This window comes from Porphyromonas vaginalis (genome assembly GCF_958301595.1).
GTDB classification, from domain to species: Bacteria; Bacteroidota; Bacteroidia; order Bacteroidales; family Porphyromonadaceae; genus Porphyromonas; species Porphyromonas vaginalis.
The window spans coordinates 1,115,187-1,141,132 of the sequence record NZ_CATQJU010000001.1 but is presented as its reverse complement, the minus strand read 5'-3'; the positions used below and the strand labels follow the sequence as shown (position 1 = coordinate 1,141,132).

The 25,946-nt window shown below is 55.0% G+C and carries 15 protein-coding genes; 11 read left to right on the top strand and 4 right to left on the bottom strand.

Going from position 1 to position 25,946, the window contains the following annotated elements; translation table 11 throughout:
* Nucleotides 1-3 precede the first annotated feature (3 nt).
* The 10 genes from panD to Q2J34_RS04490 all read left to right on the top strand — a co-directional run bounded on the left by panD (nt 4) and on the right by Q2J34_RS04490 (nt 13,440).
* Nucleotides 4-351: an aspartate 1-decarboxylase gene (gene panD, locus Q2J34_RS04535; protein ID WP_004330552.1), complete on the top strand. Its 348-nt coding sequence runs from the start codon at nt 4-6 to the stop codon at nt 349-351.
* Between the two features lie 21 nt (nt 352-372).
* Nucleotides 373-1,713: a signal recognition particle protein gene (ffh, locus tag Q2J34_RS04530; RefSeq protein ID WP_300969388.1), complete on the top strand. Its 1,341-nt coding sequence runs from the start codon at nt 373-375 to the stop codon at nt 1,711-1,713.
* Between the two features lie 270 nt (nt 1,714-1,983).
* Nucleotides 1,984-3,180, top strand: a complete 1,197-nt coding sequence (locus Q2J34_RS04525; protein ID WP_300969387.1) for a C1 family peptidase — start codon at nt 1,984-1,986, stop codon at nt 3,178-3,180.
* A gap of 510 nt (nt 3,181-3,690) precedes the next feature.
* On the top strand, nt 3,691-4,581 hold the full coding sequence (locus Q2J34_RS04520; protein WP_300969386.1) for a M23 family metallopeptidase: 891 nt from the start codon (nt 3,691-3,693) through the stop codon (nt 4,579-4,581).
* A 159-nt stretch (nt 4,582-4,740) separates the two neighbouring features.
* Nucleotides 4,741-6,246, top strand: a complete 1,506-nt coding sequence (dacB, locus tag Q2J34_RS04515) for a D-alanyl-D-alanine carboxypeptidase/D-alanyl-D-alanine endopeptidase (RefSeq protein WP_300969385.1) — start codon at nt 4,741-4,743, stop codon at nt 6,244-6,246.
* A 247-nt stretch (nt 6,247-6,493) separates the two neighbouring features.
* The gene (gene metG, locus Q2J34_RS04510; RefSeq protein ID WP_300969384.1) at nt 6,494-8,545 is read left to right on the top strand and encodes a methionine--tRNA ligase; all 2,052 of its coding nucleotides are present in this window, start codon (nt 6,494-6,496) and stop codon (nt 8,543-8,545) included.
* 12 nt (nt 8,546-8,557) lie between these two features.
* Complete coding sequence (locus tag Q2J34_RS04505; RefSeq protein ID WP_300969383.1) at nt 8,558-9,724, top strand: DegT/DnrJ/EryC1/StrS family aminotransferase; 1,167 nt, start codon at nt 8,558-8,560, stop codon at nt 9,722-9,724.
* Nucleotides 9,725-9,742: 18 nt separating this feature from the next.
* Nucleotides 9,743-10,825 (top strand): Gfo/Idh/MocA family protein, encoded by a 1,083-nt coding sequence (locus Q2J34_RS04500; RefSeq protein WP_300969382.1) that lies wholly within the window; start codon nt 9,743-9,745, stop codon nt 10,823-10,825.
* A gap of 22 nt (nt 10,826-10,847) precedes the next feature.
* Nucleotides 10,848-12,605: a bifunctional metallophosphatase/5'-nucleotidase gene (locus tag Q2J34_RS04495; RefSeq protein WP_298888921.1), complete on the top strand. Its 1,758-nt coding sequence runs from the start codon at nt 10,848-10,850 to the stop codon at nt 12,603-12,605.
* Nucleotides 12,606-12,648: 43 nt separating this feature from the next.
* Entirely contained in the window at nt 12,649-13,440 is a 792-nt protein-coding gene (locus tag Q2J34_RS04490; protein WP_298888923.1) for a 3'-5' exonuclease, read from the top strand.
* Here the strand turns inward: Q2J34_RS04490 and Q2J34_RS04485 are convergent.
* Entirely contained in the window at nt 13,407-14,216 is an 810-nt protein-coding gene (locus Q2J34_RS04485) for an urease accessory protein UreH domain-containing protein (RefSeq protein ID WP_298888924.1), read from the bottom strand. The two genes, Q2J34_RS04490 and Q2J34_RS04485, sit on opposite strands and share 34 nt — an antisense overlap.
* Before the next feature lie 29 nt (nt 14,217-14,245).
* Nucleotides 14,246-17,728 (bottom strand): type IX secretion system sortase PorU, encoded by a 3,483-nt coding sequence (porU, locus tag Q2J34_RS04480; RefSeq protein ID WP_300969381.1) that lies wholly within the window; start codon nt 17,726-17,728, stop codon nt 14,246-14,248.
* A gap of 1,006 nt (nt 17,729-18,734) precedes the next feature.
* Here porU and Q2J34_RS04475 point away from each other — a divergent pair.
* Entirely contained in the window at nt 18,735-22,154 is a 3,420-nt protein-coding gene (locus Q2J34_RS04475; protein ID WP_300969380.1) for a leucine-rich repeat protein, read from the top strand.
* Nucleotides 22,155-22,342: 188 nt separating this feature from the next.
* Here Q2J34_RS04475 and purD read toward each other — a convergent pair whose 3' ends face one another.
* On the bottom strand, nt 22,343-23,716 hold the full coding sequence (gene purD / locus Q2J34_RS04470) for a phosphoribosylamine--glycine ligase (RefSeq protein WP_300969379.1): 1,374 nt from the start codon (nt 23,714-23,716) through the stop codon (nt 22,343-22,345).
* Nucleotides 23,713-25,929, bottom strand: coding sequence for a S9 family peptidase (locus Q2J34_RS04465; RefSeq protein WP_300969378.1), 2,217 nt, complete (start codon nt 25,927-25,929; stop codon nt 23,713-23,715). The genes purD and Q2J34_RS04465 overlap by 4 nt, the downstream gene beginning before the upstream one ends.
* Nucleotides 25,930-25,946 lie beyond the last annotated feature (17 nt).

Below are 25,946 nucleotides of genomic sequence, written 5' to 3'. Positions count from 1 at the left end.
ACTATGTACATACAGGTACTCAAATCTAAGATCCATCGTGTCCGGGTCACACAGGCTAACCTCAACTACGTGGGTAGCATCACCATCGACCGCACCCTCATGGATGCCGTGGGCATACTACCAGGAGAGCGTGTGCAGGTGGTAGACTGCAACAACGGCAACCGCCTCGACACCTACGTCATCGCAGGTGAGCCCGACAGCGGGGTCATCTGTCTCAATGGACCCGCAGCTCGTCTCGTACAGCCTGACGACATCGTCATCATCATGTCTTACGCACTCATGGACTACGACGAGGCTCGCACCTTCCAGCCTAAGATCATCTTCCCCGATAGCGACACGAATCGTCTATAAACCACTCATCATCTCAGCAACATGTTTGAAAATCTAAGCGAACGCCTAGAGCGTTCATTCAAAATACTCAAAGGACAAGGGAGTATTACCGAAATCAATGTCGCCGAAACGCTCAAGGATGTACGCCGCGCCCTACTCGATGCCGACGTCAACTACAACGTAGCACGAGACTTCACCAACCAAGTCAAGGAGAAAGCACTCGGACAGAACGTCCTCACGGCGGTCAATCCAGGGCAGATGATGGTCAAGATCGTCCATGACGAGCTGGCCACACTGATGGGTAGTGAGGCGGTAGGGGTCAACCTCAAGGGGAGCCCCGCCATCATCCTCATGTCAGGACTGCAGGGCTCTGGTAAGACAACCTTCTCAGGCAAACTCGCCAACATGCTCAAGAAGCAGGAGCAGCGCAAGCCACTCCTCGTAGCGTGTGACGTATACCGCCCCGCTGCTATCCAGCAGCTACACGTACTGGGCGAGCAGATCGGCGTACCCGTCTACAGCGAGCCAGACAGCAAAGATCCCGTACAGATCGCTCGCAATGCGATCGCCCACGCCCAGCAGGAGGGACTAGACACCGTCATCATCGATACCGCAGGTCGTCTAGCGGTCGATGAGGAGATGATGAATGAGATCAGCAGCATCAAGGAGGCGATCCGACCCGATGAGACCCTTTTCGTCGTGGACTCCATGACCGGTCAAGATGCGGTCAATACGGCAGCTGAGTTTGACAAGCGACTCGACTTCGATGGTGTGATCCTCACCAAGCTCGATGGTGACTCACGTGGTGGTGCGGCGCTCTCTATACGCAGTGTCGTCAATAAGCCGATCAAGTTCGTCGGTACAGGCGAGAAGATGGAGGCGCTGCAGGTCTTCCACCCCTCACGTATGGCTGATCGTATCCTCGGCATGGGTGATATCGTCTCACTCGTCGAGCGTGCGCAGCAGCAGTACGACGAGGAGGAGGCAAAGCGCCTGGAGGCTAAGATCGCTAAGAACCAGTTTGACTTCGACGACTTCCTCGCGCAGATCGCTCAGATCAAGAAGATGGGTAACCTCAAGGACCTCGTCTCCATGATCCCTGGAGTAGGTAAGATGGTCAAAGACCTAGACATCAGCAACGACGCCTTCAAGGGTATCGAGGCAATCATCCACTCCATGACCCCCGAGGAGCGCGCCAAGCCTAGCATCCTCGATGGTTCACGCCGCAAGCGCATCGCCGACGGTAGTGGCACTTCCGTTGCAGAGGTCAATAGGCTCATCCAGCAGTTTGATCAGGTCAGCAAGGTCATGCGCAAGATGCAGAGCAGTGGCTTCGGTCGTACTCAAGCTAAGAAGCAAAAGAAAAACAAGAAGCGTCGCTAGTCTCCGGCTCCGCAAAGCAGGCGACAAACCTTGGAAATCTCTCGTGGCATAGCATAAGCCACTCAAAAGGAGTAGCACCCTCCCCGTCAGTATGATGAGGAGGGTGCTACTTTTTTGTCTTTACGCAGTCACTTCGCCATGCGGGTCTTCCCTGCGCAGTCATGACGGCAAAGGATTCTGCATCTCCAGTTTTTTATTCGTATCTTTGTGACGGTCTTGACGACCGCTTCACTGACAATTCATTTTCTAACTATAAAACAGGAATAAGCTATGAGACAAATCTCTCTACTCCTTATCGCACTCCTCTCGAGCCTCGTCATGGTCGCTCAGGCCCCCAAGACGAGCGGTGAGAGCAACGAGTTTACTATCATCAAGCAGCTACCCATCACCTCTATCAAGGATCAGGCAAATAGTGGTACCTGCTGGTCTTACTCTACGACAGGCTTCCTCGAGTCTGAGATCCTTCGTAAGGGTGGTCCCGAGGTAGACCTTTCCGATATGTTTGTCGTCAACCACACTTATCGTGACAAAGCGGAGAAGTATGTACGCCTACATGGCAAGGGCAACCTCGCTCAGGGAGGTTCTTTCTACGACGTGCTCTACGTATTCGACAACTACGGAGCCGTTCCCGAGGAGTTCATGACTGGTCTCAACTACGGTACAAAAAAGAACGCTCACAGCGAGCTAGAGGCTGTCCTCAAGGGGATGCTCGACGCTGTCGTTGAGAACCACAATGGCCGTCTCTCCACAGCGTGGAAGAGTGCTTACGACAAGGTCGTAGACACCTATCTAGGCGAGCTGCCTAAGGAGTTTACTTACAACGGCAAGCGCTACACCCCCAAGAGCTTTGCTCAGAGCCTCGGCATCAAGGCTAGTGACTATGTCTCACTGACGAGCTACACACACCACCCCTTCTACACCGCCTTCCCCATCGAGATCGAGGACAACTGGCGCTGGTCTAGCTCATGGAACCTCCCCATCGACGAGCTCATGCAGGTTATCGACAACGCTATCGTCAATGGCTACCCCGTCGCTTGGGGTGCTGACGTCAGCGAGGTAGGCTTCACACGTGACGGTATCGGCGTACTAGCTGACGTAGATGCTATCGAGACGAAAGGCTCTGATCAGGCACGCTGGGTGGGCCTCAGCTACAGCGACAAGGCTGCTGAGATCCGCCGTATGATCAATAGCGCTGACTGCCCCGAGATCGAGCCTACACAGGAGTTCCGTCAGGAGGGCTTTGACAACTTCACCCTCACCGACGACCACGGTATGGTTTTGGTCGGTAAGGCTAAGAACCAGAACGGTCGTATCTTCTATATGATCAAGAACTCTTGGGGTGAGAGCGGTCAGTACAAGGGCATCTGGTACGTATCTAAGAACTACGTAGCAGGCCGCACGATGAATATCGTCGTACACCGTGACGCTATCCCCGCAGCGATTGCTAAGAAGCTCGGTCTGAAGTAATCGACCCAGCTACATAATTAGAGAGTCCCCACACCAGTCCCAGAGGCCGATGTGGGGGCTTTCCTTTTTAATATCTACCTACGCAGCAAGCTCCACTAGGCGGGTCAGCGGAAGCCCTAGCACCACAATATTTCCAGCTCGAAATCGTTCACTTATTGCCAGTCTAAGGGGTCAAACGGGCTAAATTCGTCGGGCTGAAATTTGGCTGTTTCGAAATTTATTCCGACCTTTGGCAGGAAAGTAGGTATTGTTTTCTAGCGTAAGTGACAGTTACCAGAGGCACTATTTACTCTATATCAGTTTTTTAATCCGCAATCTATCGACAGAAGCACATCAAAAACATCGACTAGACTCATGATCAGTAAGAGTAACAGCTTTGTCGCCTTCGTGGGGCTTATCTTTGTAGCCTGTGTCCAACTGGCTGCAGCGCCATCACCCCAGCAGAAGACCACACAACCACCAGTAAGACTAGTGTCCCCCACAAGGGCTGCGACATCTCGTGACTCCCTTGTGAGCCGCAACTTGCTAGCAGACGGGTACACTATAGAGACGGCCAGAGATGCCGAGACACGTATATCCAGCGCTGAGATGGAGCGCGCACTCGAGAGAGAGGCTCTCGAATACCCTGCAATAGATCTATATGGCGAAGACTCGTGGACTGACTGGGTAAACCCCTTTGCGGGTAAAAGTAGCCCACGTATCCCCGCTACATATAATATCGACTGCTCGGGCTTCGTCATGCCTCTAGAGGGTACGATGCGTGTCACATCCAATTATGGTTACCGCGCTCGCTATCGTCGCGAGCACAAGGGCATAGACCTAGCACTCCGCACAGGAGATGACGTACGAGCTGCCTTCGATGGCAAGGTGCGCATCCGTGGCTACGAGCGTGGGGGATATGGCAACTACATCGTCATTCGTCACCCCAACGGTCTCGAGACCGTCTATGGACACATGAGCCGCTGCATCGCCAAGGAGGGACAGATCGTCCGTGCTGGCGAGGTCATCGGCAAGGGCGGCAGCACGGGTCGTAGCACAGGACCACACCTGCACTTCGAGACCCGCTTCCTAGGCATCGACATCAACCCCGCTAGGATCATCGACTTCGAGGTAGGAGCGCCCCAGAGCGACTACTACACCTTTGTCGCTCCTAAGGGCTATAAGACCTATGCTTACGAGGATGGAGGCAGTCAGAGCAAGGCTGGAGATGCTAAGTACAAGGCTAAGGCTCAGAAGAGCCGTGCCAAGGTATCGCACTCGCCTCGCATATATCGTGTGAAGAAGGGCGACACACTCTCGAACATTGCTAAGAAGACGGGGACCTCTGTAAGCCATCTCTGCAAAGCAAACAATATGTCCTCACGAGCTACGCTGCGCCCAGGGCAAGCTCTGAAATACTAGCACACACAATTTGAGATCTCTCCCAGGTGTTTTTAATCTAAAAACAGGTGCATCGTCACCCCTCTGAGAGAGACAGACATAACTTATGAAGTAACTTAAGAGAGCAAGGTGAGTCTTCGGAAGCACTTTGCTCTCGTCACATTTGATCCGTCCATACCGATGCAATCACGATCCATCACGCTTTACGCCTTACTCTTACTGCTACTCCTACCGTTGGCCGGGAGGGCGCAACAAGATATCATAGACACCACGCAAGCTGTGCAGATACTGCAACAAGCCGAGCAGCGTGGAGAGGCTCGCTATGGAGTCTCCGTATGGCGCATCGATGAGGACAAGCCACTACTTGACTACCGTAGCAGAGAGCGGTTTACACCCGCCTCCGTGACCAAGATCTTCTCCTCCGCCACGGCACTCATAGCCCTAGGTGCCGACTATCAGTTTCCCACAGAGATCGGTTATCGTGGAGAGATTACAAAGGATAGCGTACTCAAAGGCGACCTCATCATCGTAGGGCATGGCGACCCCTCGCTCGAGTCGAAGCATTACCCACGCCGCAAGGGAATCTTCTACGATCAGGTCTACCTAGCACTGCAACAAGCGGGCATCCACCAGATACAAGGCCGCATCGTCGTCGATGCCTCAGCCTACTGCGACGAGGGCTATCTTGAGGCATGGCCCCGTGAGGACTGGGGCCGGCGCTACGCTCCAGCCCTCTATGGGGTCAACCTCTGCGACAACATCATGCAGGTCGGCATCTCCGCACAGGATGTGGCAAAAGGAGCTGAGGCACCCTCCTACCTTCACCCCTCCACACCAGGTCATGCGTGGCAGATAGACATACAGCTGGTCAAGCGGGGCAGTCAATTAGCCATCTCAGCAGATCGCAACTCTCGCACCTCACGCCGTCTCTCGGGTCGCCTAGCACGTGGCAGCTCTAAGCGACAGGTCATCGCCTGCGACCTGAGCAACCCCGCTATGGCACTGGCACTGCAACTAGCAGAGCATCTACAGCGACGTGGCATAGAGCTCACCGACTGCCAGAGTGTAGCCTACTATGACAAGTCCGCTCCGACACTCACCACCCTACTAGACATCTACCTAAGTCCGCATCTGAGCGAGCTGATACGCACCTGCAACTATCACAGTGTCAACCTCTACGCTGAGGCTCTCCTCCGTAGCATAGGCAACCGCTTTGGCGCCATACAGCAGGGCGGATGTATCTCGACAAGCGAAGCGCTACGACAAGAAATGAACTACTGGCGGGAGACTTGCTCCCTCTCATCTGACGAGCTGGAGCTCTACGACGGCTCTGGGCTATCCCCCCGCAGCAAGCTCTCACCCTATGCGCTGACCGCCGCCTTGCGACAAGTCTACCGGCTACCGCTACCTGTCTCAGATCCTTTCATCCTCTCCCTGCCCCAAGTGGGTCGTGAGGGCACTGTCCGCAACTTGCTCCCAGCATCGCAGCTCACCGCTTACTTCAAGAGCGGCTCCATACGAGGCGTCCAAAACTATGCAGGCTACGTCAGCTACAACGGCCACACCTACTGCGTCTCCCTCCTCGCCAACAATATGCGCCATCGAGGCAACACCCGACGCACTATGACACAAGTATTAAAGGCGCTCTTCCCCAATACCCCTGCGCCAAAAGCCTCTAACTCCTAGCCGATCAAGCCTCCCTCAAAACAGGCTCTCCTGAGAACCACAACGTAGGAATCTTCGTTTCCTCCGTAGGAAAGGAAACTTTCCTACGCTGGAAAGAAAGTTTTCCAACGCTGGAAAGTTTATTTTCCTCCCTTGGAAATTTATTTTTCCAAGCTTGGAAATCTTTTGGAAACCCTCGCAACAGTCTCATTTTTGCTACCTTTGTGGTAGACATCGGCGCTAAGCCGTTAATCATCATAAGAACTTTATGAGTACGCAACAATTCAAACGCACTTTAGTCACTACGGCCCTACCTTATGCCAATGGGCCTGTACATATCGGACACCTCGCAGGAGTCTACGTTCCTGCCGACATATACGTTCGCTACAAGCGTATGAAGGGCGACGAGGTCCTCTTCATCGGTGGTAGCGATGAGCACGGAGTACCTATCGCCATCAAGGCAAAAGCGGAGGGCGTCTCTCCACAAGAGGTGGTGGATCGCTACCACGCCTTGATCAAAGAGTCATTCGCTCGCCTAGGCATCGACTTCGACATCTATTCGCGCACAACCTCCGAGACACATGAGAAGACGGCAAGTGCGTTCTTTACCAAGCTCTACGAGTCTGGCAAGCTGATCGAGCAGACCTCGGAGCAGTACTACGACCCTGAGGCTAAGCAATTTCTCGCAGACCGCTACATCACGGGTACCTGTCCGCATTGCCACAACGAGCGCGCCTATGGCGACCAGTGCGAAGCGTGCGGTACCTCCCTCTCGGCGACCGATCTAATCGATCCTCATAGCGCTATATCAGGGGCTAAGCCTGAGCTACGCGAGACAAAGCACTGGTACCTGCCACTGGGCGACTACGAGAGCTTCCTCCGCGAGTGGATACTCGAGGGGCACAAGGAGTGGAAGCCCAACGTCTACGGTCAGTGCAAGAGCTGGCTGGACCTAGGACTACAGCCACGTGCCGTGACGCGTGACCTAGACTGGGGTATCCCCGTACCGCTCCAAGGTGCTGAGGGCAAGGTGCTCTACGTATGGTTTGACGCGCCTATTGGTTACATATCCAATACGAAGGAGCTACTCCCCGACAGCTGGCGCACCTGGTGGTGCGACCCCGAGACCCGTCTGATCCACTTCATCGGCAAGGACAACATCGTCTTCCACTGCATCATCTTCCCCGCCATGCTAAAGGCAGAGGGGTCGTTTAACCTGCCAGACAACGTACCGGCCAACGAGTTCCTCAACCTCGAGGGCGACAAGATCTCGACTAGTCGCAACTGGGCTATCTGGCTCCACGAGTATCTCGACGAGATGCCCGGCAAGGAGGATGTGCTGCGCTATGTCTTGACAGCCAATGCGCCTGAGACCAAGGACAATGACTTCACATGGCGTGACTACCAAGCACGTAATAATAATGAGTTGGTCGCTATCTACGGCAACTTCGTGAACCGCGCCTTGGTGCTGACGCACAAGTATTTCGACGGCAAGGTGCCTCCGCTGGGTCGTCTCACGGAGATCGACGAGGAGATGCTCCGAGAGGTGGCAGCTATACCCGCAGAGCTAGATGATCAGCTAGAGCACTTCCACTTTAGAGAGGCACTCAAGACCGCTATGCAGCTAGCCCGCATCGGCAATAAGTACCTCGCAGACACAGAGCCGTGGAAGGTGATCAAGAGCGACCCCGATCGTGTCGCTACGATCCTGCACTTAGCTTTGCAGCTGGTGGGTAATCTGTCGATTGCTTTTGCGCCCTTTACCCCCTTCTCCACACGTCGACTCCTCAGTATGCTACAAGTTGAGGAGGGAGGCTTTGCTTTCTCCCGCTTTGGAGCTACAGATCTACTTCCCGAGGGACATCAGCTGGGTACGCCCGAGTTGCTCTTTGACAAGATTGAGGATGAGGTGATCCAAGCACAGCTCGACAAGCTCGCTGCGATCAAGAAGCTCAACGAGGAGCAGAACCGTCACCCCGAGGCTCTGCTGGAGGATGTGCCGTTTGACACATTTACCAAGAGCGATATGCGTGCAGGCCGTATCCTAGCTTGTGAGAAGGTTCCTAAGGCGGACAAGCTCCTGCGCTTCTCTATCGATGATGGCATGGGCGGCCGGACGATTGTCTCGGGTATCGCTCAGTATTACAAGCCAGAGGAGCTGGTTGGCAAGACGGTTGCCTTCGTTGCCAACCTCCCTGTGCGCAAGATACGTGGCGTCGAGTCTCAAGGTATGATCCTCTCAGTCGAGGACTACAAGACGGGACAGCTACAGGTGGTCACACTGCCTGACACGATAGCTCCTGGTAGCAAACTAGTCTAGCCTCACAGCGACATGCGCATCCCTCTAGTCAACCTCCCCGAAGAACATAGCCCCTACCAAGCTGAGCTTGATAGGAGTATCGGGAGGGTTGTCGCCTCCGGCGGCTATATTGGCGGTGAGGAGGTGCGTGCCTTTGAGACGGAGCTGGCGTACTACCTAGGGCTAGAGCCGTGGAGTGTCATCAGCTGTGGCAACGGGAGCGATGCACTCCTGCTGGCTCTGGCTGCGCTAGATCTGCCACGTGGTGGCGAAGTAATCGTCACCACGCACAACTATGTGGCGGCTGCCGAGGCGGTCTGTCATCTAGGGCTCCGACCAGTCTGGGCTGACGTGATGCCCTCACTGAGTAGCGATGGGCGTGTCTCCTTTCAGATGAATGGCTCGCCAGACTATCTAGAGTCGCTGCTCACCCCTCGTACGGTGGCACTCATAGCGGTCAATATGTACGGTATGCCCTGCCCCGCAGACGAACTGGCGCACTTCTGCAAGCGACATCAGATCCCGTGGATTGAAGACAATGCTCAGGGGATGGGTGGCGTAGGCGAGATGGCTTCGGGAGCTTCAAAAACAACGGCACCGCTAGGCACTCGAGCCACAATCGGCACGACGAGCTTCTTTCCGACGAAGCCGCTAGGCTGTATGGGCGATGGGGGCGCAGCTTTCGTACCGCATGACCAGCAACTGGCGGATCGTTTGCGCCAACTGGCCAACCACGGTCAGCGCACACGCTACCAGTACGAGCGGTGTGGCTACAACAGTCGTCTCGATGCGCTCCAAGCTGCCGTGCTACGAGTTAAGCTACGTCATCTGGATGTAGCAAACCAACGACGTAGCGCGCTGGCAGATCTCTACGATGAGCTACTGGCGGATCTCCCGATGGTGAGACGTCCGTGGCGTAGTGGGGACCGGCCCGAAGCACTCTACCTCTACACAATCTGCGTACCCTCTGACAAGCGAGACGGACTACTCAACGAATTGCGCACAGCGGGCATCGATGCACGAGTCTACTACCCGCAGATGCTTCACCAGATAGCGGCCTACAACGCCAGCTCCTCTGAGGCTTCCTGTCCCGTAGCGGAGGAGCTCCAGAAGACAATGCTCTCGCTACCAATAGCTCCGACGACCTTCCACTTGCTGGCTGCAGAGATCTGCGAACGAATCAGACAGTTTCTACTATAAAAGCTTTCCTTCCCCACTATGACAGCAAAGCACAACGACCTAACGACCTTCGCTCCTAAGCCACTTCACAGCCCGCTCCGCTGGGTCGTCGTGGGGTGCGGACACATTGGCCGCCGACACATGGAGCATATCTCGAAGCATCCGCAAACGCAGTTGGTCGGGATGGTCGACGTGCTGCCCGCTTCGGAGTGTGGCGCTGCGCAGCTTGCTGGGGTTCCTTTTTACCCAAGCGTCGAGGAGCTACTGGAGCGTGGAGGAGACACCTTTGATGTCGCATCAATCTGCGTCCCCAATGGGCTGCACTACCCTATTGCACTAGAGCTGCTCAAGGCAGGCAAGTCGCTCCTCATTGAGAAGCCCGCTGTGCTACACCCCGACGAGGGCGAGGAGCTGATCGCCCTCGCGAAGGCTCATGGCTGTCACCTATATAGTGTCTTGCAAAACCGCTTTACGCCTGTCTCAGCCTGGCTACACCAGGTGATCGAAGAGAAGCGACTCGGCAAGCTTTACCAGATCGAGTTGCAGTGTCTCTGGAATCGTGACGAGCGTTACTACCTACCTCGTCGCTGGCATGGCGACCTCAAGCTAGACGGCGGGACGCTCTTCACGCAGTACTCACACTTCCTCGATCTACTGATCTGGTGCTTCGGGATGCCTGAGGTGCAGGGCGGGAGCTTCTACAATTACAATCACCAGACAATGGTAGACTTTGAGGACTCGGGCGTGGTGCAGCTCACCTTCCCGCAAGATACGTCGGGCCTGCTGACCTACTCGACAGCAGTCTACGGGACCAATTGCGGGGTGCGCCTCACGGTGCTAGGCGAGCGTGGGTGCATCGTCCTTGATGGTCCCTTTATGAACAAACTAACGCACTGCATCATCGATGGCTACGACCGTCCTGACCTGGGCGAGAGCGAGCCTGGCAACGCCTACGGAGCCTATAGCGGATCTGCGCAAAACCATCACTTTGTCATCGACCACACCGCACGCGCGCTGCTGGGCGACCCGACCGCTCAGGCGGTGGAGATAGAGGATGCCCTGCGTGTCGTGCGCCTCATTCGCAATATCTACCAGTACAACCCTTACCTCTCAGACAAGTAGTCACTAGAAAGCCCCTCACGTTATGATCAAACTTCAGTATCGCACCCTACTCTATTGTCTCGCTACGCTCCTCCTGCTGGGGAGCTTTGCTAGTTGCAAGAAGGCGGAGCGGGAGACGCACACGCTACGTATCCTACATACGACCGATGTACATGGCAACATACTGGGCTACGACTTTGTCCAAGATAGCTGCACGCCTAGCGGACTAGCGCGGGTATCTACTTATGTGGCTCAAGTGAGGAAGGAGTACCCAACGAGCACGTTGCTCTTCGACGGAGGCGATGTGCTACAAGGTAATGCGGCAGTTTACTACTCCAACTTTGTCGACACAGTGCGCACGCACTTCGTCTCTGACGCTATGACGCTACTGGGCTACGACGCAGCCGTCGTGGGGAACCATGACCTAGAGGCTACGCCGAGTGTCTACCACCGCTGGCAACGCGACATGGCGACACCGCTACTGGCCGCCAACATCATACACAGCGACGGACCCCTCAAGGGCAAGCCTTACTACTCGCCTTACAGCGTCCACACGGTCGACGGGGTCAAGGTAGCCGTTCTCGGGCTGATTACTCCATCCGTGCCAGAGTGGATTCCCCAGTCCTCTTACGAGGGGATGACCTTTGCCGACCCGATCGCCACCGCACATGAGTGGATCCCTACGATCCAAGAGCATGTCCATCCCGACCTGCTCATAGTCCTGATGCACTCGGGGCTAGGCGATGGACAGGGAAAGGAGGACGTTGCCCTCCAGATGGCTCGTACGGTCTCTGGCATTGACCTGATCCTCTACGGACACGATCATCAGGCTAATCAGACGACCGTGCAGAGTCCGTCAGGCTCTCCCGTCCTGCTGATCAATCCTGGGAGCCATGCGAGAAACGTGGCGGACGTAACCGTCTCCATCACCAAGCAAGGTGACAAAGTGGTCGACAAAAAGATCCAGGGAGAGATAGTCCCCATGGCAGACGTATCGGTAGACTCCGCTTTCGTCAGCTACTTCTCAGACTTTGCGGACACGGTGCGCAGCTTTATCGCAGAGCCGATCACACAGCTCACAGAGCCTCTAGTAGGCGTGGACGCGCTCTTCGGACCTTCTGCTTATATCTCCCTACTTCACCAGCTACAGCTAGACTTGAGCGAGGCAGACATCTCCTTCTCCGCACCTCATCGTCTCTCCTTGTCTCAGCGAGCTGACACGCTACGGGTACGAAACTTCTTCGACATCTACCCTTATGAGAACTATCTCTACAAGCTGCGACTCTCTGGGCAAGAGATACTGGGCTACCTAGAGTACTCTTACGGCTTGTGGTGCGGTCCCGATGCCAACACGGGCGAGCATCTGCTCTATCTGAAGGATCAAGCTGACGAACAACGCTTCCCGACGGTCAATCCGACCTTTAACTTCAGCGCAGCGGCGGGCATAGACTACACGGTGGATCTGCGCAAAGCTCAAGGCGAGCGGATCTCTATCAAGCAGCTGTCTGACGGACGACCCTTCTCTCCCGATAGCGTCTACACGGTGGCGGTCAACTCTTACCGAGCTATCGGTGGTGGTGGCCACCTGACGCAAGGTGCTGGTCTTTCGCCCGAAGAGTTGCGCCAACGCATCGTCTGGGTTTCGCCTCACGACCTGCGCTATCACCTCATCGAGTGGGCCAAAGTTCACCAGCCGCTCACGCCGCCTCGCTACAGCAACTGGGCCTTCATCCCTAAGGAGCAAGCTGCGCCAGCTATCGCACGCGATCGTCGCATCATCGAGGGGAGCCTTAATAAGTAAAGCAGGCGAGACCCAATGCCCCCGCCTGACCCTCAACTAGACTATGACTTGGGTTGACCTCCTGCTCTTACTGATCTTAGCTGGCGGCATCACCACCTTCGGCCGTAAGCGACTGCGCAAGCACAACCCAGTCTACAAAGGCGTAGAGCGCGACTTCGCCTCGCATTGTGCGCTCAGCATCGAGGAGTCACCGCTCCTGCAGCTCAGCACAGCACCCGAGGGTGCCACGCCCCGCTACCTAGTGGTAGACACCGAGACCGTATGCTATCTGCACGATACGCTCGATGAGACACAGCTCTCCGCCATCGACACACCGCTCCTAGCGAGTCTCTCGTGGCTCCTCCTAGACGACGAGCTACGCGTCGTGCGCAGCGAAGACCATCTACTACTCAGTGGCGTGCCGATCACGAGCGAAGCGACCGACTACCACCAGCTGACGACCGAGTTTGTCGCGGGGCATGGCGAGCCACCCCAAGCGGTGCTAGAGCTATTCCTCAGAGACCTAGAGACTACGCAGATGATCGTAGGGCATAGTCTCGCCTTCCACCTAGCTGTCCTAGCACACGACCTGCAGCACTACCAGTTGTCCAGTGAGGACCTCTGGGCCAAGCGACGCTTCTGCACCATGCGCCAAGGCATCAATTACCTTATCTCGCACTACCAAGCCGATCCTCTGCAGACACGCATCAGTCTAGAGACGCTTTACAGCAAGCTTCTGTGGGGCCGAGAGGGGCTAGAGATCCTTTACCAGCTCAAGTCCCGACACGACGTGATCCTCGCCACGCACTGCTTCATCAAGCTCTACAAAGATCCGACCAGTGCTACCGAGTCGTGACCATGCAGAATGTGAACGAGCGTAATCACAATGCCCATCACAATGAAAAGAAGCGACACCCCCACATTGAGCCACTTGCGCCACCGCTGCATGCCGCCAGCGAAACGCGCTAAGCGACTCATCCCCATCCGTATCAGACCATAGACAGGATAAGCAACACTAGCTGTCAGGAGCGCAAAGAGTCCCAGATAGAGCAGCCCCACAGCACCTTCTGCCTGAGCAGTCATAGGCACCAGCATACCGAAGTATATCAGTCCCGTAGCGGGGCAGAAGAAGAGAGCCGAGCTAAAGCCCAACCAGAGGACTCGCCAGCTCCACGCTCCCTGCCGCTCTAGCGAATGCCTCTGCTCATGATCAGGATCCTCCGCTGGGTGCGTCTGCTCCGCCTCATGATGATGCCCCTCGTGATCGTGATGATCGTGATGGTCGTGACGGCCGAACAGCCAGAGCAGGACTCCCAGTAGGATAATCAGCGGCCCGAGCCAGTGCTCCAAGCCATACAGAATTTGTTCCTGTATCTGGAGCGTCTGAATGCTCGTACGCAAGAGCCAGGCCGAGAGCAACCCCAGCGAGAAGTAGAGCAGCGCTCGTCCCAGCGCATAGAGCGTAGCGATCCACCACCCCTGCCGTCTACTCGTCTGCCGTCCCGTCAAGAAGAGTAGCGAGGAGACCACCGTCGCCAGTGGACAAGGATTGATCGCCACGAGGAGTGCCATAACCACCACCGCCACGAAAGGCGTCGAGCTAGTAACCAGTGCTAAGAGATCAGCCTGCATAACGAAACAGATTGCTTAATCAGATAGGCTTAACGAACCACGATCTTGCCCGAAGTATAGGCCGGTGCCGAGTCACCCTGCGTCATCCGCAAGCGGTAGATGTAAAGTCCCGGCAACAAGGCGCCACCCGACTGTAGCTTAGGCTCCCAGCGTATCAGAGCAGGCGTGTCGTAGACAGAGCGAGCCACCATCTGTGGCGAGAGCGCAACGAGCGCACCACGATAGTCGTACAGCTCGATAGTCACATCGACCTCCACGCCTGGCGCGTTGTTGTACACCTCCACGATCAGCGGATCATCAGCCGTCAAAACCCCAGGACGAGCACGGCTCTCGACGACCGTCGGTGCTTGACCAGCACGGACACGGAAGGCAAAGCTACGCACCGTCACATTGTTGCACACGTCCCATACCGTAAAAGTCGCAGTATGGTCACCATCAGGTAGCTCAGGCAGCAGGTAAAGCACCCGTCCCACACCCGCCTCCATCTCAGAGGCAGTGTAGCTGCTATTGAGGTTAAAGGTCAAATCCTCACGACCATCCACAACCAGCGTCATATTGTGTCCTACTCCCGTTCCCGAAAGGTTGATCCCCGAAGCATCAGCCAGCGTAGCAACGAAGAGTGGTGTCGAGCCGATCGGATTCTCCATCGAGAAGTTTGGATGACCTAGGTATAGCTCCCGTATCTCTGGCGGTATCGTATCGACCACACTGTGCTCACCCACTCCAGGCTTGACACAGATCGCATGGCTCACGCCCATCGCTTCGTATGGCTCGCTACCCTTCGCGTCACTGTAAGCATAGAGATTGATCTTACCATTGCCCCCACTATAAGGAAGGTCTTTAGGGACTATAAAAGAGAAGTCAAAGTGTCCCTCTTTTACCTCAGCGATACCCGCATAGAGCATTCCCGAGTAATCCTCGAAGGTCCGTATCTCGTCAGGGTCCTTGCCAGGCGCATTATCAATGTGCGTCTTGACCTGAGCCTTAGCATCAAAGACCGTCACAAAGAGCCGGCCCGTGAAGTCACCCTGCACAACCCCCTGACTGCTCGCCACGTAGCCTCGCACCTGCACACTATCCATCGCGTGGAGTGGCACCGCCTCACCCTCCGAGAGGTTGTCGAGCGAGACACCCGCCAGCTCCGTGAGGACCGTCTCGTAGGCTGGCATACGAAGGCGCAGAGCGGGATCGCCGAGTAGGAAAAAGTTCAACTTATTCGTCGTATCGTAGCTTATCAGACCGTTTTTCGCATCACGCATCACGATGCCCATAGGACGAAGGAAACCATCCGCTTGAGGCGTAAAGAGACTCTCATGTAGTGCCCTATTCATCTGCTCATTAGCTACATCCATCACCACGCGCGTAGTCGTGTAGAGCGCGATAGCCCCACTAGTCGGATTGAGCATAGCCGACTCCCCAGCCGACGTCTGCGGATGGTCGTAATTGGTAAAGTCACAAGTCGCCGTGATCCAGACCGGCAGGTGGGGATAGTCAAAGCGCACAATATCTGCCTGCGTCAAGATCTGCTCATCGCTCCACGCTGCAGGCCCCCCGTGTCCCGTATAGTCTAGGAGGAGCAACCCCTTCTGTAGCTCGCCCATCAGCTTGCGGCGCGCATCTGGCACCGAGGTACGCCCGCCCACATTTTTGTGCGCGTAAGCATCCATATAGACTTTAGAGACGATCAGCTCTGGCTGCAACCGCTCCATAAGCTGAGCAATGCGGTCCGCCTGGCTTAGGTGCGAGTAACCATCCATATTGTCCGCTACATAGCAAGCACGTGTACGCCACACCCCTGGCACCTGCTCGCTATCGTAGCGGATTATTTTATCCACCACTGCCTCAGCCTCAGCCAGCGTCCGTACCGTCAGACGACCGATACCCACCGAGAGGGGCTGAGCCCCGATACCTACACCACGCTGACCCTCTGAGAGGAGACCAAAGTAGTCATCCGTCGAGTAGCTGTAGACATTGGTCGAGTTCTCTCCTTGATAAGTCAGCAGGAACTCCGTCTGCTGCAAGTCCCGTGAGCTCCAGTCTTGCGATACCTTTCGATTGTCGTATGCACCATCGCCCATTAGGAGCAGCAACGGGTGGTAGCTACCCGCACCATGCTCCGCCTCATAGCGTTGCTTGTAGTCCCACAGCATCAAGCGATAAGCCGTCGCATCGGGCGTGCCACCATTATACTCATCAAAAAGCTCCTGCTGCGTCACCACCTGCACCCGTAGCCCCGAGTGCGCTCTGTGGTAGATGGCCAAGCGCTCTGCTGCGGGGCGCAATGCTTCTGTCGTGATCATCAGATAGTCCGGCACCGTGTCTAGACGCACCCCTCCGTGAGGCAGTGTCACCACCTGCTCCACAGGATAAGCATCTGTCAGAGCAAAGAGCGTATACTCCACAGGACGGCCCGTCCCGTCTGTCACCGCACCCGTAAAGGTCAAGGCGCCACCCTGCTCCGCTGCGGACAAGCTCGTTACCTGCCCCTCGGCCGTACGTTCCCACAGTTGTAGCGCACCAGCAGAGCCTGTCATCCCGATGCGGTGCTCGGCAATCGCGCCTGGCGTTGCGGAGAAATTACGAAAGGCCAACTGCCCCTTGCCCCCATACTGCAAAGCGACTGGTGCCACCAGTGTCACATAGTCTAGATAAGCCGCCCGCCCTGCAGGTGCTATCTGTAGCTGCGCCTCCACGCTCTGAGCTTCAGAGGGAAGGTGCGCAGCAAAGCGCTTGACATGATGGATCCCAGCCAGATAGGTACTCGTGGAGCTATCCTCACTCCACCTGATGACATCTTGGTAGGTCTCACCACCTAGCTGCACCGTCAGCTCCAGCGTCTGATCTTTGTCAGGTAACCCCACATAAGCCACACCCAGCTGTCCCTCAGCTGCAGACACCAATGGCGTCGGTAGCGAGAGCGATACCGAGAGCGGATGCCCCCCGATCGGCTCGCCAAAGAGCTTACGTCCCGAGGCACGCAGCGAGTGGCGATCCTCCTCATGCACCACATGCGCCAAGAAGCTCGTCCGCACAGCCGCCTCCGTAGCCTGTTGCGCAACCTGAGAGTCGATACGGTGCGCTGACAGATCCGCGCGATCGGTCGCTAGGTAGTACCCCTTGTTGCTATAGATATTTTGCTGATGGCGGAAGGTCTGCTGCGACACCTCAGGGATCCACTCGGTCGTCCCCGTAGCGTAAAAGTAGACCGCCTCATCAGCCACATAGGTGGGGACAGGCGTCAGCTGCAAACTGTTATCCTCTAGTACCTCGCTGAGCATCGCTCCGCCTCGTCCGAAGAGACGTACCTCGGCAGGATTCGCAATGCCCGCCTCGCGCAGTGCCGCAAAGGTAACCTTATGCACGCCCGTACGTGTCACAGAGAGTCGCGCCCAGTGCCCCTCACGAAGCGGAGCATAGGATGAGGACTGTGCCTCCAGTCCCAGCAGCGTGGCAAGCAGCATGACCAGTAGCAGGCAAATAGGTCTGTATATATATAGGAGTCTATATCTCATAAGCATTCTAATAACGTGGGGATAGCTACTTATAGTATATCCATAGCCACGACCGACAGTGCAAATATACCACAATCTTCCCTTTGGTCTCGGCATCGCCGCCGAGAAATCAGGGCCGACCCACTATAATCGCTCTGTCAGGAGCCACACATGAGCAACAAGCGAGGCTTAGATGAGCTCCCTATATATGTGTCAACCATGGATTGGCTGTTGGCTGTTAGCTGTTGGCTGTTAGCTATCGAGACCATCGGAGCTATCAGAGTGATCGGATCTCTAACCCCTAATCTCTAATCTCTAGCCTCTAATCTCTGATTACATATCTTTACAGGGGAATTCGTCCGATTCCCTCCTTTCTCGAATATCCACGTGGGGAATCTCAAATCTCCACGTGGATATTTTTTATTTTCCACGTGGGCGTGATTCATTTCTTCCGAAGTTTCATTTCATTCCTCCGAAGTTTCATTTCATTCCTCCGAGGAATTTTTTATTCCCCACGTGGAGATTTTGAAATATCCACGTGGAAATCACTTTTCCCCGACACAGCTCCGTATCGATATGTAGTCGACTTTAAATTATTGTAATGAGTCGGGATTGAATTTGCCCTGCTAGGGCTGACGCATCATAATTGCTCTTTCAGAAGGTTCACACGAGCGACAAGCGAGGAGTGGGGAGGTCGATGAGTTCATTGTATATGAAGCGTCAGCACTGGCCGAGGAAGATCACATGATAATAAGCAATCACAACATAGTGGCGGAAGATCTGGAATTTTCCACGAGGCTATTTTCGATTCTCCACGTAGGAATCGGATCGAAAAGCGTATTCGTCAGGAAATAAGCCAGATCGTAATATCCTAATCGCATCGCATTTGATACAAGGACGTCTAGATATGGGTGTAAAAGAAACTGCTTAAAGAACATTTCATTATATTTGCATCCAAAATATCCCTTGCAACTCTTTTTTTAAGGCAACACAGCTCGGGACAGTCACATCCAAAACTACTATTAGTATGAATAAACTCATTACGCGTTGTATCGCATTTCTCGCCTTGCTGCTCTGTGCTGGGGCCGGGATTAGTTCAGTGTTCGCTCAGGAAGGGCGCATCTCCATGACCTTCGCTGGGCAGGTCGGATCTGAGTACAAGCTACTACTCATGGGACGACAAGACGGAACAGTCAAGTTCGTCTGGGGCGATGGCACCTCTGAGACAAAAGATCTCTACAAAAACAAAGCAACGGCTATCAAGGCCCAACTGATAGACCGCACGCTCACCATAGAGGGTGATGTCGCTGTCTTAGAGTGCTCGGGCAATAACCTCCTCAAGCTCGATGTATCGCAAATGCCCCAGCTGACAGACCTTATCTCTCGCAAGAACTTTCACGAGGTGCTGGATCTGACGAAAAGCACGAAGCTACGCTACCTCTTGCTACAAGACTCGCAAGTCAAGTCGCTCGACTTATCACACTGCGCGCAGCTAGACAGCATCGTCTGTACCAATAATAATAAGCTACGTAGCCTGGCACTACCTCAGCAAGCTCCTCAGCTGAAGAAGCTAGATCTGAGTACCTGTCCCTTTATCTCTTCGGTCAATCTCAAGGGAATGCCACGCTTGGAGTACCTCGACCTATCGGGACTGGCTCTGACAGAGCTAGATCTATCTCAAAACCTCGAGCTCACCTATCTAGTCGCTGGCAAGAGCTTCATGGGGGTTATCACCCAGCTCACACTACCCTCACCGAGCAAGCTAAAGACGGTCCTCCTACCTTATATCGGACTCACGAAGCTAGACCTATCAGGCTCGCCACTCCTAGAGACCCTGATGGTGAGCTATAGCGAGTCACTCTCGGAGCTCAACCTCACGGGACTAGACAAGCTCAAGTTTCTCGACTGTCAGGGATGTGCCTTCACACAGTTAGACCTCTCTGGCTGTCCTAATCTTGAGGTGCTGGCTTGCAATAACAACAGCCTGACCGAGCTCAACTGCTCCAAGATGAAGCGACTCAAAGATGTAGCCTGCTACTCCAACAAGCTCAAGAAGATCGATCTAAGCGACTGCTACTCACTCACTTCTCTCGACTGCTCAGTCAATCCTACGCTAGAGACACTCCAGCTCTCACCAAGTATTCAGTCGCTCGATGTGAGCCAGTGTGCACTCAAAGAGATACCTGGTCTCAACCAGCTTAGTAGACTCAAGACTCTCACCTGTGTCGACAACAAGCTGACTGAGCTAGACCTCTCTAGTGCTTATGGGCTAGAGGTGCTCTCCTGTCCTAAGAATCAGATCAAGGATCTCTCGTCAGTCACACAGCTATTTGCCCTCAAGAGTATCACCGTGAGTGACAACCCTATCACGGCTCTCACGCTACCTAATGCCTACAATATCTACTTTGTCAAGATCGATGGTACGGCACTCGATGCTTGCGCACTCAATGCGCTATACAGATCGCTGAGAGAGCGTCGTGACGAAGACTCAAAGAACGACCTCGGTGGGTGTATGCTCTTTAACGGCACTCCTGCAGCTCCCAAGAGCAAGACCCAAATAGCTGTACAAAAGGGGTGGATGGTCTCTGTCGAGGGCGACGGGTCTGGTTGCTCCGAAGAGGGAGACGACGCCTTTGACGTAGTCTATACCAACGTCGCTGGACGACTCCAAGAGGATGGTCCCGTAGAGATGTGGGAGTCTGCTACCTCTATCAAGATCAAGGGCGAGCTAAACGGTAGTGACCTAAGAGTTATCCGCCAGTTCTGTGGCTCTGATGAGTATGCCGCAGAGGTTCCCCACGCGCGTATCCGCAAGCTAGACCTCTCGGAGGCTCGCATCGTACCTGGAGGCGTATACTACATCAAGGTTGATGACCAAGGCACGATGAGAGAGTATGTCGTACCCGAGGGGCAGGAGACGCTCCTACCGGACAAGCTCTTCTACCACTGCTGCTCTATCGAGGAGCTTGTACTACCTAAGAATATACGAGAGATAGGCATCGGAGCCTTCTGGAAGTGTATCAAGCTACAGAAGCTCTCTATCTCCGATGAGGTGACTCGTATCAATAGTACCGCCTTTGGGGTGTGCAACGCTCTTGAGCAGATTACCTTGCCACGTGACCTAGAGTACCTCGGGGGATACGCTTTCACCTACTGTGCTAACCTCAAGGAGGTAACTATCCCAGAGGGTGTCAAGGTGCTTAACAAGCGACTCTTTGACAATGCTACAAGCCTCACAAAGGTTCAGCTGCCTAGTCGGATGGATGCCTTTGAGCCAGAGGCATTCCTAGGTGCCGAGGCACTGCAGAGCGTCACGATACCTAACGGGATCAAGACGATCCCCGCCTCCTGCTTCGACGGCTGCCGTGCCCTCCTAGAGGTGACGATACCTGCCGATGTGGAGCGTATCGAAGAGACCGCTTTTCAGGACAACAACCTTCTGCACACGATACACTTCTCCGAGGGGTTGAAGACCATCGGTCTAGATGCTTTCAAAAACTGCCGAAGCCTCAAGCAACTGGAGCTACCCAACTCGCTACAAGAGATAGCAATGGGAGCCTTCCAAGAGTGTGAGTCTATAGGCTCCATCAAGTTTGGAGCAGGGTTGACACACATTGGCGAGAAGGCCTTTTGGCACTGCCATGCACTCCAACAGCTAGAGCTCCCCAGCTCTCTCGAGCAGCTAGACTATGCTGCGTTTGCTGAGTCGACGAACCTAAAGCGTGTGACCATCGGTGCTGCGGCACCACTGTTAGGTCAAAATCCCTTCCTCGGCTGCTTAAAGCTCCAGGCTTTTGTCGTAAACGACGACAATACGGCCTTTGCCACACAGGATGGTGTCCTATATAGCAAGGACTTTGCTATCCTCTACGCTTACCCTGCAGGTCGCACCGAAACTGCGCTGAGACTGCATGACAAGACTCAAACGATCGAGGACTTTGCCTTTTGGTTCGCACCGAAGCTGGCTGAGGTCACCTTCCCCGAGCACCTTACCATACTTGGCGACACACCTTTCGGAGGCTGTAAGAGTCTCAAGCGACTGACGATGCTGACAAGCACTCCTCCACAGTCGTCCTACGAGAATGATCCCTTTGAGGGAGTAGACCGGAGTCAGTGCGAGCTGATCGTTCCCAAGGGCAGCAAGGCTGACTATGAGCAGTCACCTATCTGGCGAGGCTTCAAGATCGCAGAGGACACTGCCATCGATGCCTTCCCGACAGAGCGCATAGAGCTAGCCGTGGACGGAAGTTCCTGGAGACTATCTGGTATACCCTCTAGCTATCAGACCGCTCGGGTCGTAGATCTGACACTCCGCACACTGGCTGAGTATCCTATCGCTGAGACGACCGTGGCGATAGACCACACAGCGATGCCATCAGGAAGCTATCTAATCATCCTAGAGGGCAGCACGACACAGACGAGACTAGTACTCAAGGTGTGCAAGTAGCCCTTTGGCACTATCGTGACACACCTCTCTAGGGTAGAGACTACTTCCCTAGAGAGGATGTCACAAAGGTCGGCACTCTCCTAACGAGGAGTGTAAAGCTTCAACAACAAAAAAGGGGGGGGGAGTAGGACTGATTTTCCTACTCCCCCCCTTTGCTGTCTTGAGGTTATTGGGTTATGTCTACTGCTCTACAAGAGATCGTTGCCTATGTCGTGGCGGTAGTTCTTACCCTCGTAGAGTGTCTGCGTGGCGGTGCGATAGCACGCCTCTTGAGCTGCCTGGATGGTGGTGCCTCGTGCCGTGATGGCGAGGACGCGTCCCCCATTGGTCACCACATGTCCCTCTTCGTCAAGCGCCGTGCCTGAGTGATAAATACGTATACCCTCTGCTGGATCGGGTAGCTGGATCGGGAAGCCCTTGTCGTAATGCCCGGGGTACCCCTTGGATACGAGGACGAGCGTCATAGCTACCTCGGGTGAGATCTTTAGATCGTAGCCCGCTACCTGACCGGTCGCCATAGCGATGAGTAGCTCGAGAAAGTCACTCTCGATACGTGGCAGTACCACCTCGGTCTCGGGGTCGCCTAGACGGCAGTTGTACTCGATGACATAGGGATCGCCCGCTACATTCATCAGTCCGATGAAGAGGAAGCCGACATACTGTATGCCTTCCTCTTGCAAGCCCTCTAGCGTGGGACGTATGATGCGCTCCTCAACACGCTGCATGAAGGCTTCATCGGCAAAAGGCACGGGGCTAACGGCTCCCATACCGCCCGTGTTAGGACCTGTGTCTCCATCGCCGACACGCTTGTAGTCCTTGGCAACGGGTAGGACGCAGTAGTCGGTTCCATCGGTAGCAACAAAGACGGAGCACTCGATACCCTCGAGAAACTCCTCGATGACGATGCGCTGACCACGACTCCCAAACATACCGCTGAAGAGTTGGCCTAGCCCCTCCTCAGCTTCTTTACGATCTTGGCAGATGAGGACACCCTTGCCAGCAGCTAGGCCGTCAGCCTTGAGGACAAAGGGTGCGGAGAGCTGATCGAGAAACTCCTCCGCCTCCTCTATATCTTGAGGTCCGAAGGTCTCGTAGCTGGCCGTCGGGATGCTGTGACGACGCATGAACTCCTTGCTGTACTCCTTGCTACCCTCGAGATGAGCGCCCGCCTTGTCGGGGCCAACGATGAGGAGGTCGGGATGGCGAGCATCCTCCTGCAGATAGTCGACGAGTCCATCGACGAGCGGAGCCTCGGGGCCACAGACGAGGAGCGTGACCCCGTGGGTGGATATGAACTCGCTCACCGTCTCATGCTTGACAGGGTTGATGTCTGAGACGTTGGTGCCATAAGCAGCAGTACCCGCATTGCCTGGAGCTATGTAGAGCTTCCTGAGTAGCTTGCTCTCAGCTATGGCTGCAGCCATAGCGCACTCGCGTCCGCCGCTACCGAGGAGGAGGACGGTCTGAGGAGCTTTTACCATTTCGATCTTAGCGTACTTCATAAATTCAGCGTCTGTAGACTTCTTCTCGTCTTGCTTTGTGTTGGGATAGATAAGGCTCATAGGTGCTCTAGGAAGTAACGAGTTATGACATAGTTGAGGTGCACGCGGTCGGGGCCGATGACGTTGTGCTTGTGCCCTGGGTAGTAGTAGAGGTCGGGATAGGTCTGTGCATCAACACACGCCTTGACAAAGGCTTGTGCATGCTGCCAGACGACCACATTGTCGGAGGTGCCGTGGATGAGGAGAAGACGCCCCTTGAGGTCTTTGGCACGCTCGATGAGGTTGTTGCGCTGATAGCCCTCGGCATTGTCCTGAGGCGAGTCGTTGTACCGCTCGCCATACATGATCTCGTAGCGAGACCAGTCCATGACGGGACCGCCAGCGACACCCACCTTAAAGGTCTCGGAGTGCGTGAGCATCAGGTTGGTAGTCATAAAGCCTCCAAAGCTCCACCCGTACACGCCGATACGATTGCGATCTACATAGGGAAGGCTCTTGAGATACTCGACACCCTTCATCTGATCAGCCATCTCGGCTGTACCAACCTGACGATGGATGACCTGCTCGAAGGCAGCACCTCGCTCGGCACTACCACGATTGTCGACCGTAAAGATGATGTACCCTTGCTGTGCCATGTAAAGATCCCAGCCCGAGGCACCCCACTGTGGCGTGTTGGTGACTAGCTGAGCATGTGGACCACCATAGACGTAGACGATGGCAGGATACTCCTTCATCTCGTCAAAGTTAGACGGCGTGATGAGACGGTAGTAAAGCTCGGTCTTACCATCAGCCGCTAGGAGCGTGCCAGTGGTGATGTTGGGCATATCAAGCTTAACCCTCGGATCAGGAGCTTGATGTATCTGGCGGAGCTGCAGCCCGTTATTGTCGTGAAGCATGACAGAGCGTGCGATGGTAGCACTCTGCAGCTGGTCTATATAGTACTGCTTATCGGGACTAAAGATCGCTTCGTGCGTTCCGGCTACCTTGCTCAGCTGTATGGTACGTCCTCGCTTGAGGTCGCTCGCGAAGATGTGTCGCTCGAGCGGTGAGGGGTACGCAGCCTGGTAGTATATGCGCTCGCCCTTGGGGTCGAAGCCGTAGATGTCGGTCACCTCGCCCTCCATGTCGGTGAGCTTGCGGATCAATTTGCCCGTGATACTATAGAGATAGAGCTGTCGGTAGCCCTCACGACGAGACTCCCAAACGAACTGCTCGCCTCGGCTCCCAGGGACAAACATCATCGGGTGCTGTGGCTCGACATAGTGCGCATCAGTCTCCTCAAAGAGCGTCTCGGTGTGCGCTCCCGTCTGAGCATCGTAACCATTGAGGAAGAGATGATCTTGTCCTCTATTTAGCTCGGCTATGTAAACCTTCTTGCTGTTGGGGTGCCACGCTACGTTTGTCAAGTAATGCTCGGGGTCGCCACCAGTCGCTAGGTAAGTGGTCTGCTGGTTCTCTAGATGAAAGACTCCTAGCGTCACATGGTGCGAAGGAGTACCTGCCATCGGGTAGCGAACGGGCTGGACGACCGCTTTGTGCGGTGTCATATCAACGATGGGATAGGGTGCGACCATCGACTGATCCATACGGTAGAAAGCTAGCTGGCGACTGTCGGGACTCCAGAAGAGTCCACCGTCAATGCCGAACTCGTTCTGGTGAACCGACTCGCCATAGACGACTGCAGCCTCCGCCTCGTCCGTAGCGACTAGCGTAGGAGCCTGAGGTTTGCTCCCAGCGGGCTGTAGCGTATATATAAGGAGTGTGCCCTCCTCGCTCTTGACCGCTAGGTTGCGCTCGTTAGGGCTGAGGAGCGAAGCGCGCTTTTCGGTGTCACCAGTGGCGAAGTATCCGACGATTAGCTTTTGCTCTACATCTATTAGGTAAAGTCCCTTGGGCAGCTCCACCTCTAGGTAGTGGCACTGTGGGGTAAAGTCGTAAGCAACCAGCGGATAGAGTTTGTTGGTGTCATCGTAAGGCTTGAGGAGCCGAACGAGCTCGTCCTGCGTGAGAACGGTCTGCTCCTGTCCTCTCGTCGGGGTGTAGACCCGTAGGCTCCGGTAGTCGCCACCATCTACCGTGTAGGTGTAGCCACTCTGTAGCCAAGCGAGCCCATAGACGGGCTGCGGGTAGAAGTCTGACCGAAAGGTCTTGCCTCCATAAGTGACAGTCTCAAGGTCTAACGGTTGCTTCGTCTGTCCCTGCAGGGCCGTTGTGAGCGTGAGCGTAAGAGCTCCGAAGAGCCATAGGGCGTAGTGACGCAATATGCTATTCATAGGATCGGTATGGAGTG

Bases quoted from the DNA above. Each gene is read 5' to 3' on its own strand.
- porU (WP_300969381.1), bottom strand. From the start codon at position 17,728: ATGAGATATAGACTCCTATATATATACAGACCTATTTGCCTGCTACTG.
- purD (WP_300969379.1), bottom strand. From the start codon at position 23,716: ATGAGCCTTATCTATCCCAACACAAAGCAAGACGAGAAGAAGTCTACA.
- Q2J34_RS04505 (WP_300969383.1), top strand. From the start codon at position 8,558: ATGCGCATCCCTCTAGTCAACCTCCCCGAAGAACATAGCCCCTACCAA.
- dacB (WP_300969385.1), top strand. From the start codon at position 4,741: ATGCAATCACGATCCATCACGCTTTACGCCTTACTCTTACTGCTACTC.
- Q2J34_RS04525 (WP_300969387.1), top strand. From the start codon at position 1,984: ATGAGACAAATCTCTCTACTCCTTATCGCACTCCTCTCGAGCCTCGTC.
- panD (WP_004330552.1), top strand. From the start codon at position 4: ATGTACATACAGGTACTCAAATCTAAGATCCATCGTGTCCGGGTCACA.
- ffh (WP_300969388.1), top strand. From the start codon at position 373: ATGTTTGAAAATCTAAGCGAACGCCTAGAGCGTTCATTCAAAATACTC.
- Q2J34_RS04490 (WP_298888923.1), top strand. From the start codon at position 12,649: ATGACTTGGGTTGACCTCCTGCTCTTACTGATCTTAGCTGGCGGCATC.
- metG (WP_300969384.1), top strand. From the start codon at position 6,494: ATGAGTACGCAACAATTCAAACGCACTTTAGTCACTACGGCCCTACCT.
- Q2J34_RS04475 (WP_300969380.1), top strand. From the start codon at position 18,735: ATGAATAAACTCATTACGCGTTGTATCGCATTTCTCGCCTTGCTGCTC.
- Q2J34_RS04465 (WP_300969378.1), bottom strand. From the start codon at position 25,929: ATGAATAGCATATTGCGTCACTACGCCCTATGGCTCTTCGGAGCTCTT.
- Q2J34_RS04495 (WP_298888921.1), top strand. From the start codon at position 10,848: ATGATCAAACTTCAGTATCGCACCCTACTCTATTGTCTCGCTACGCTC.
- Q2J34_RS04500 (WP_300969382.1), top strand. From the start codon at position 9,743: ATGACAGCAAAGCACAACGACCTAACGACCTTCGCTCCTAAGCCACTT.
- Q2J34_RS04485 (WP_298888924.1), bottom strand. From the start codon at position 14,216: ATGCAGGCTGATCTCTTAGCACTGGTTACTAGCTCGACGCCTTTCGTG.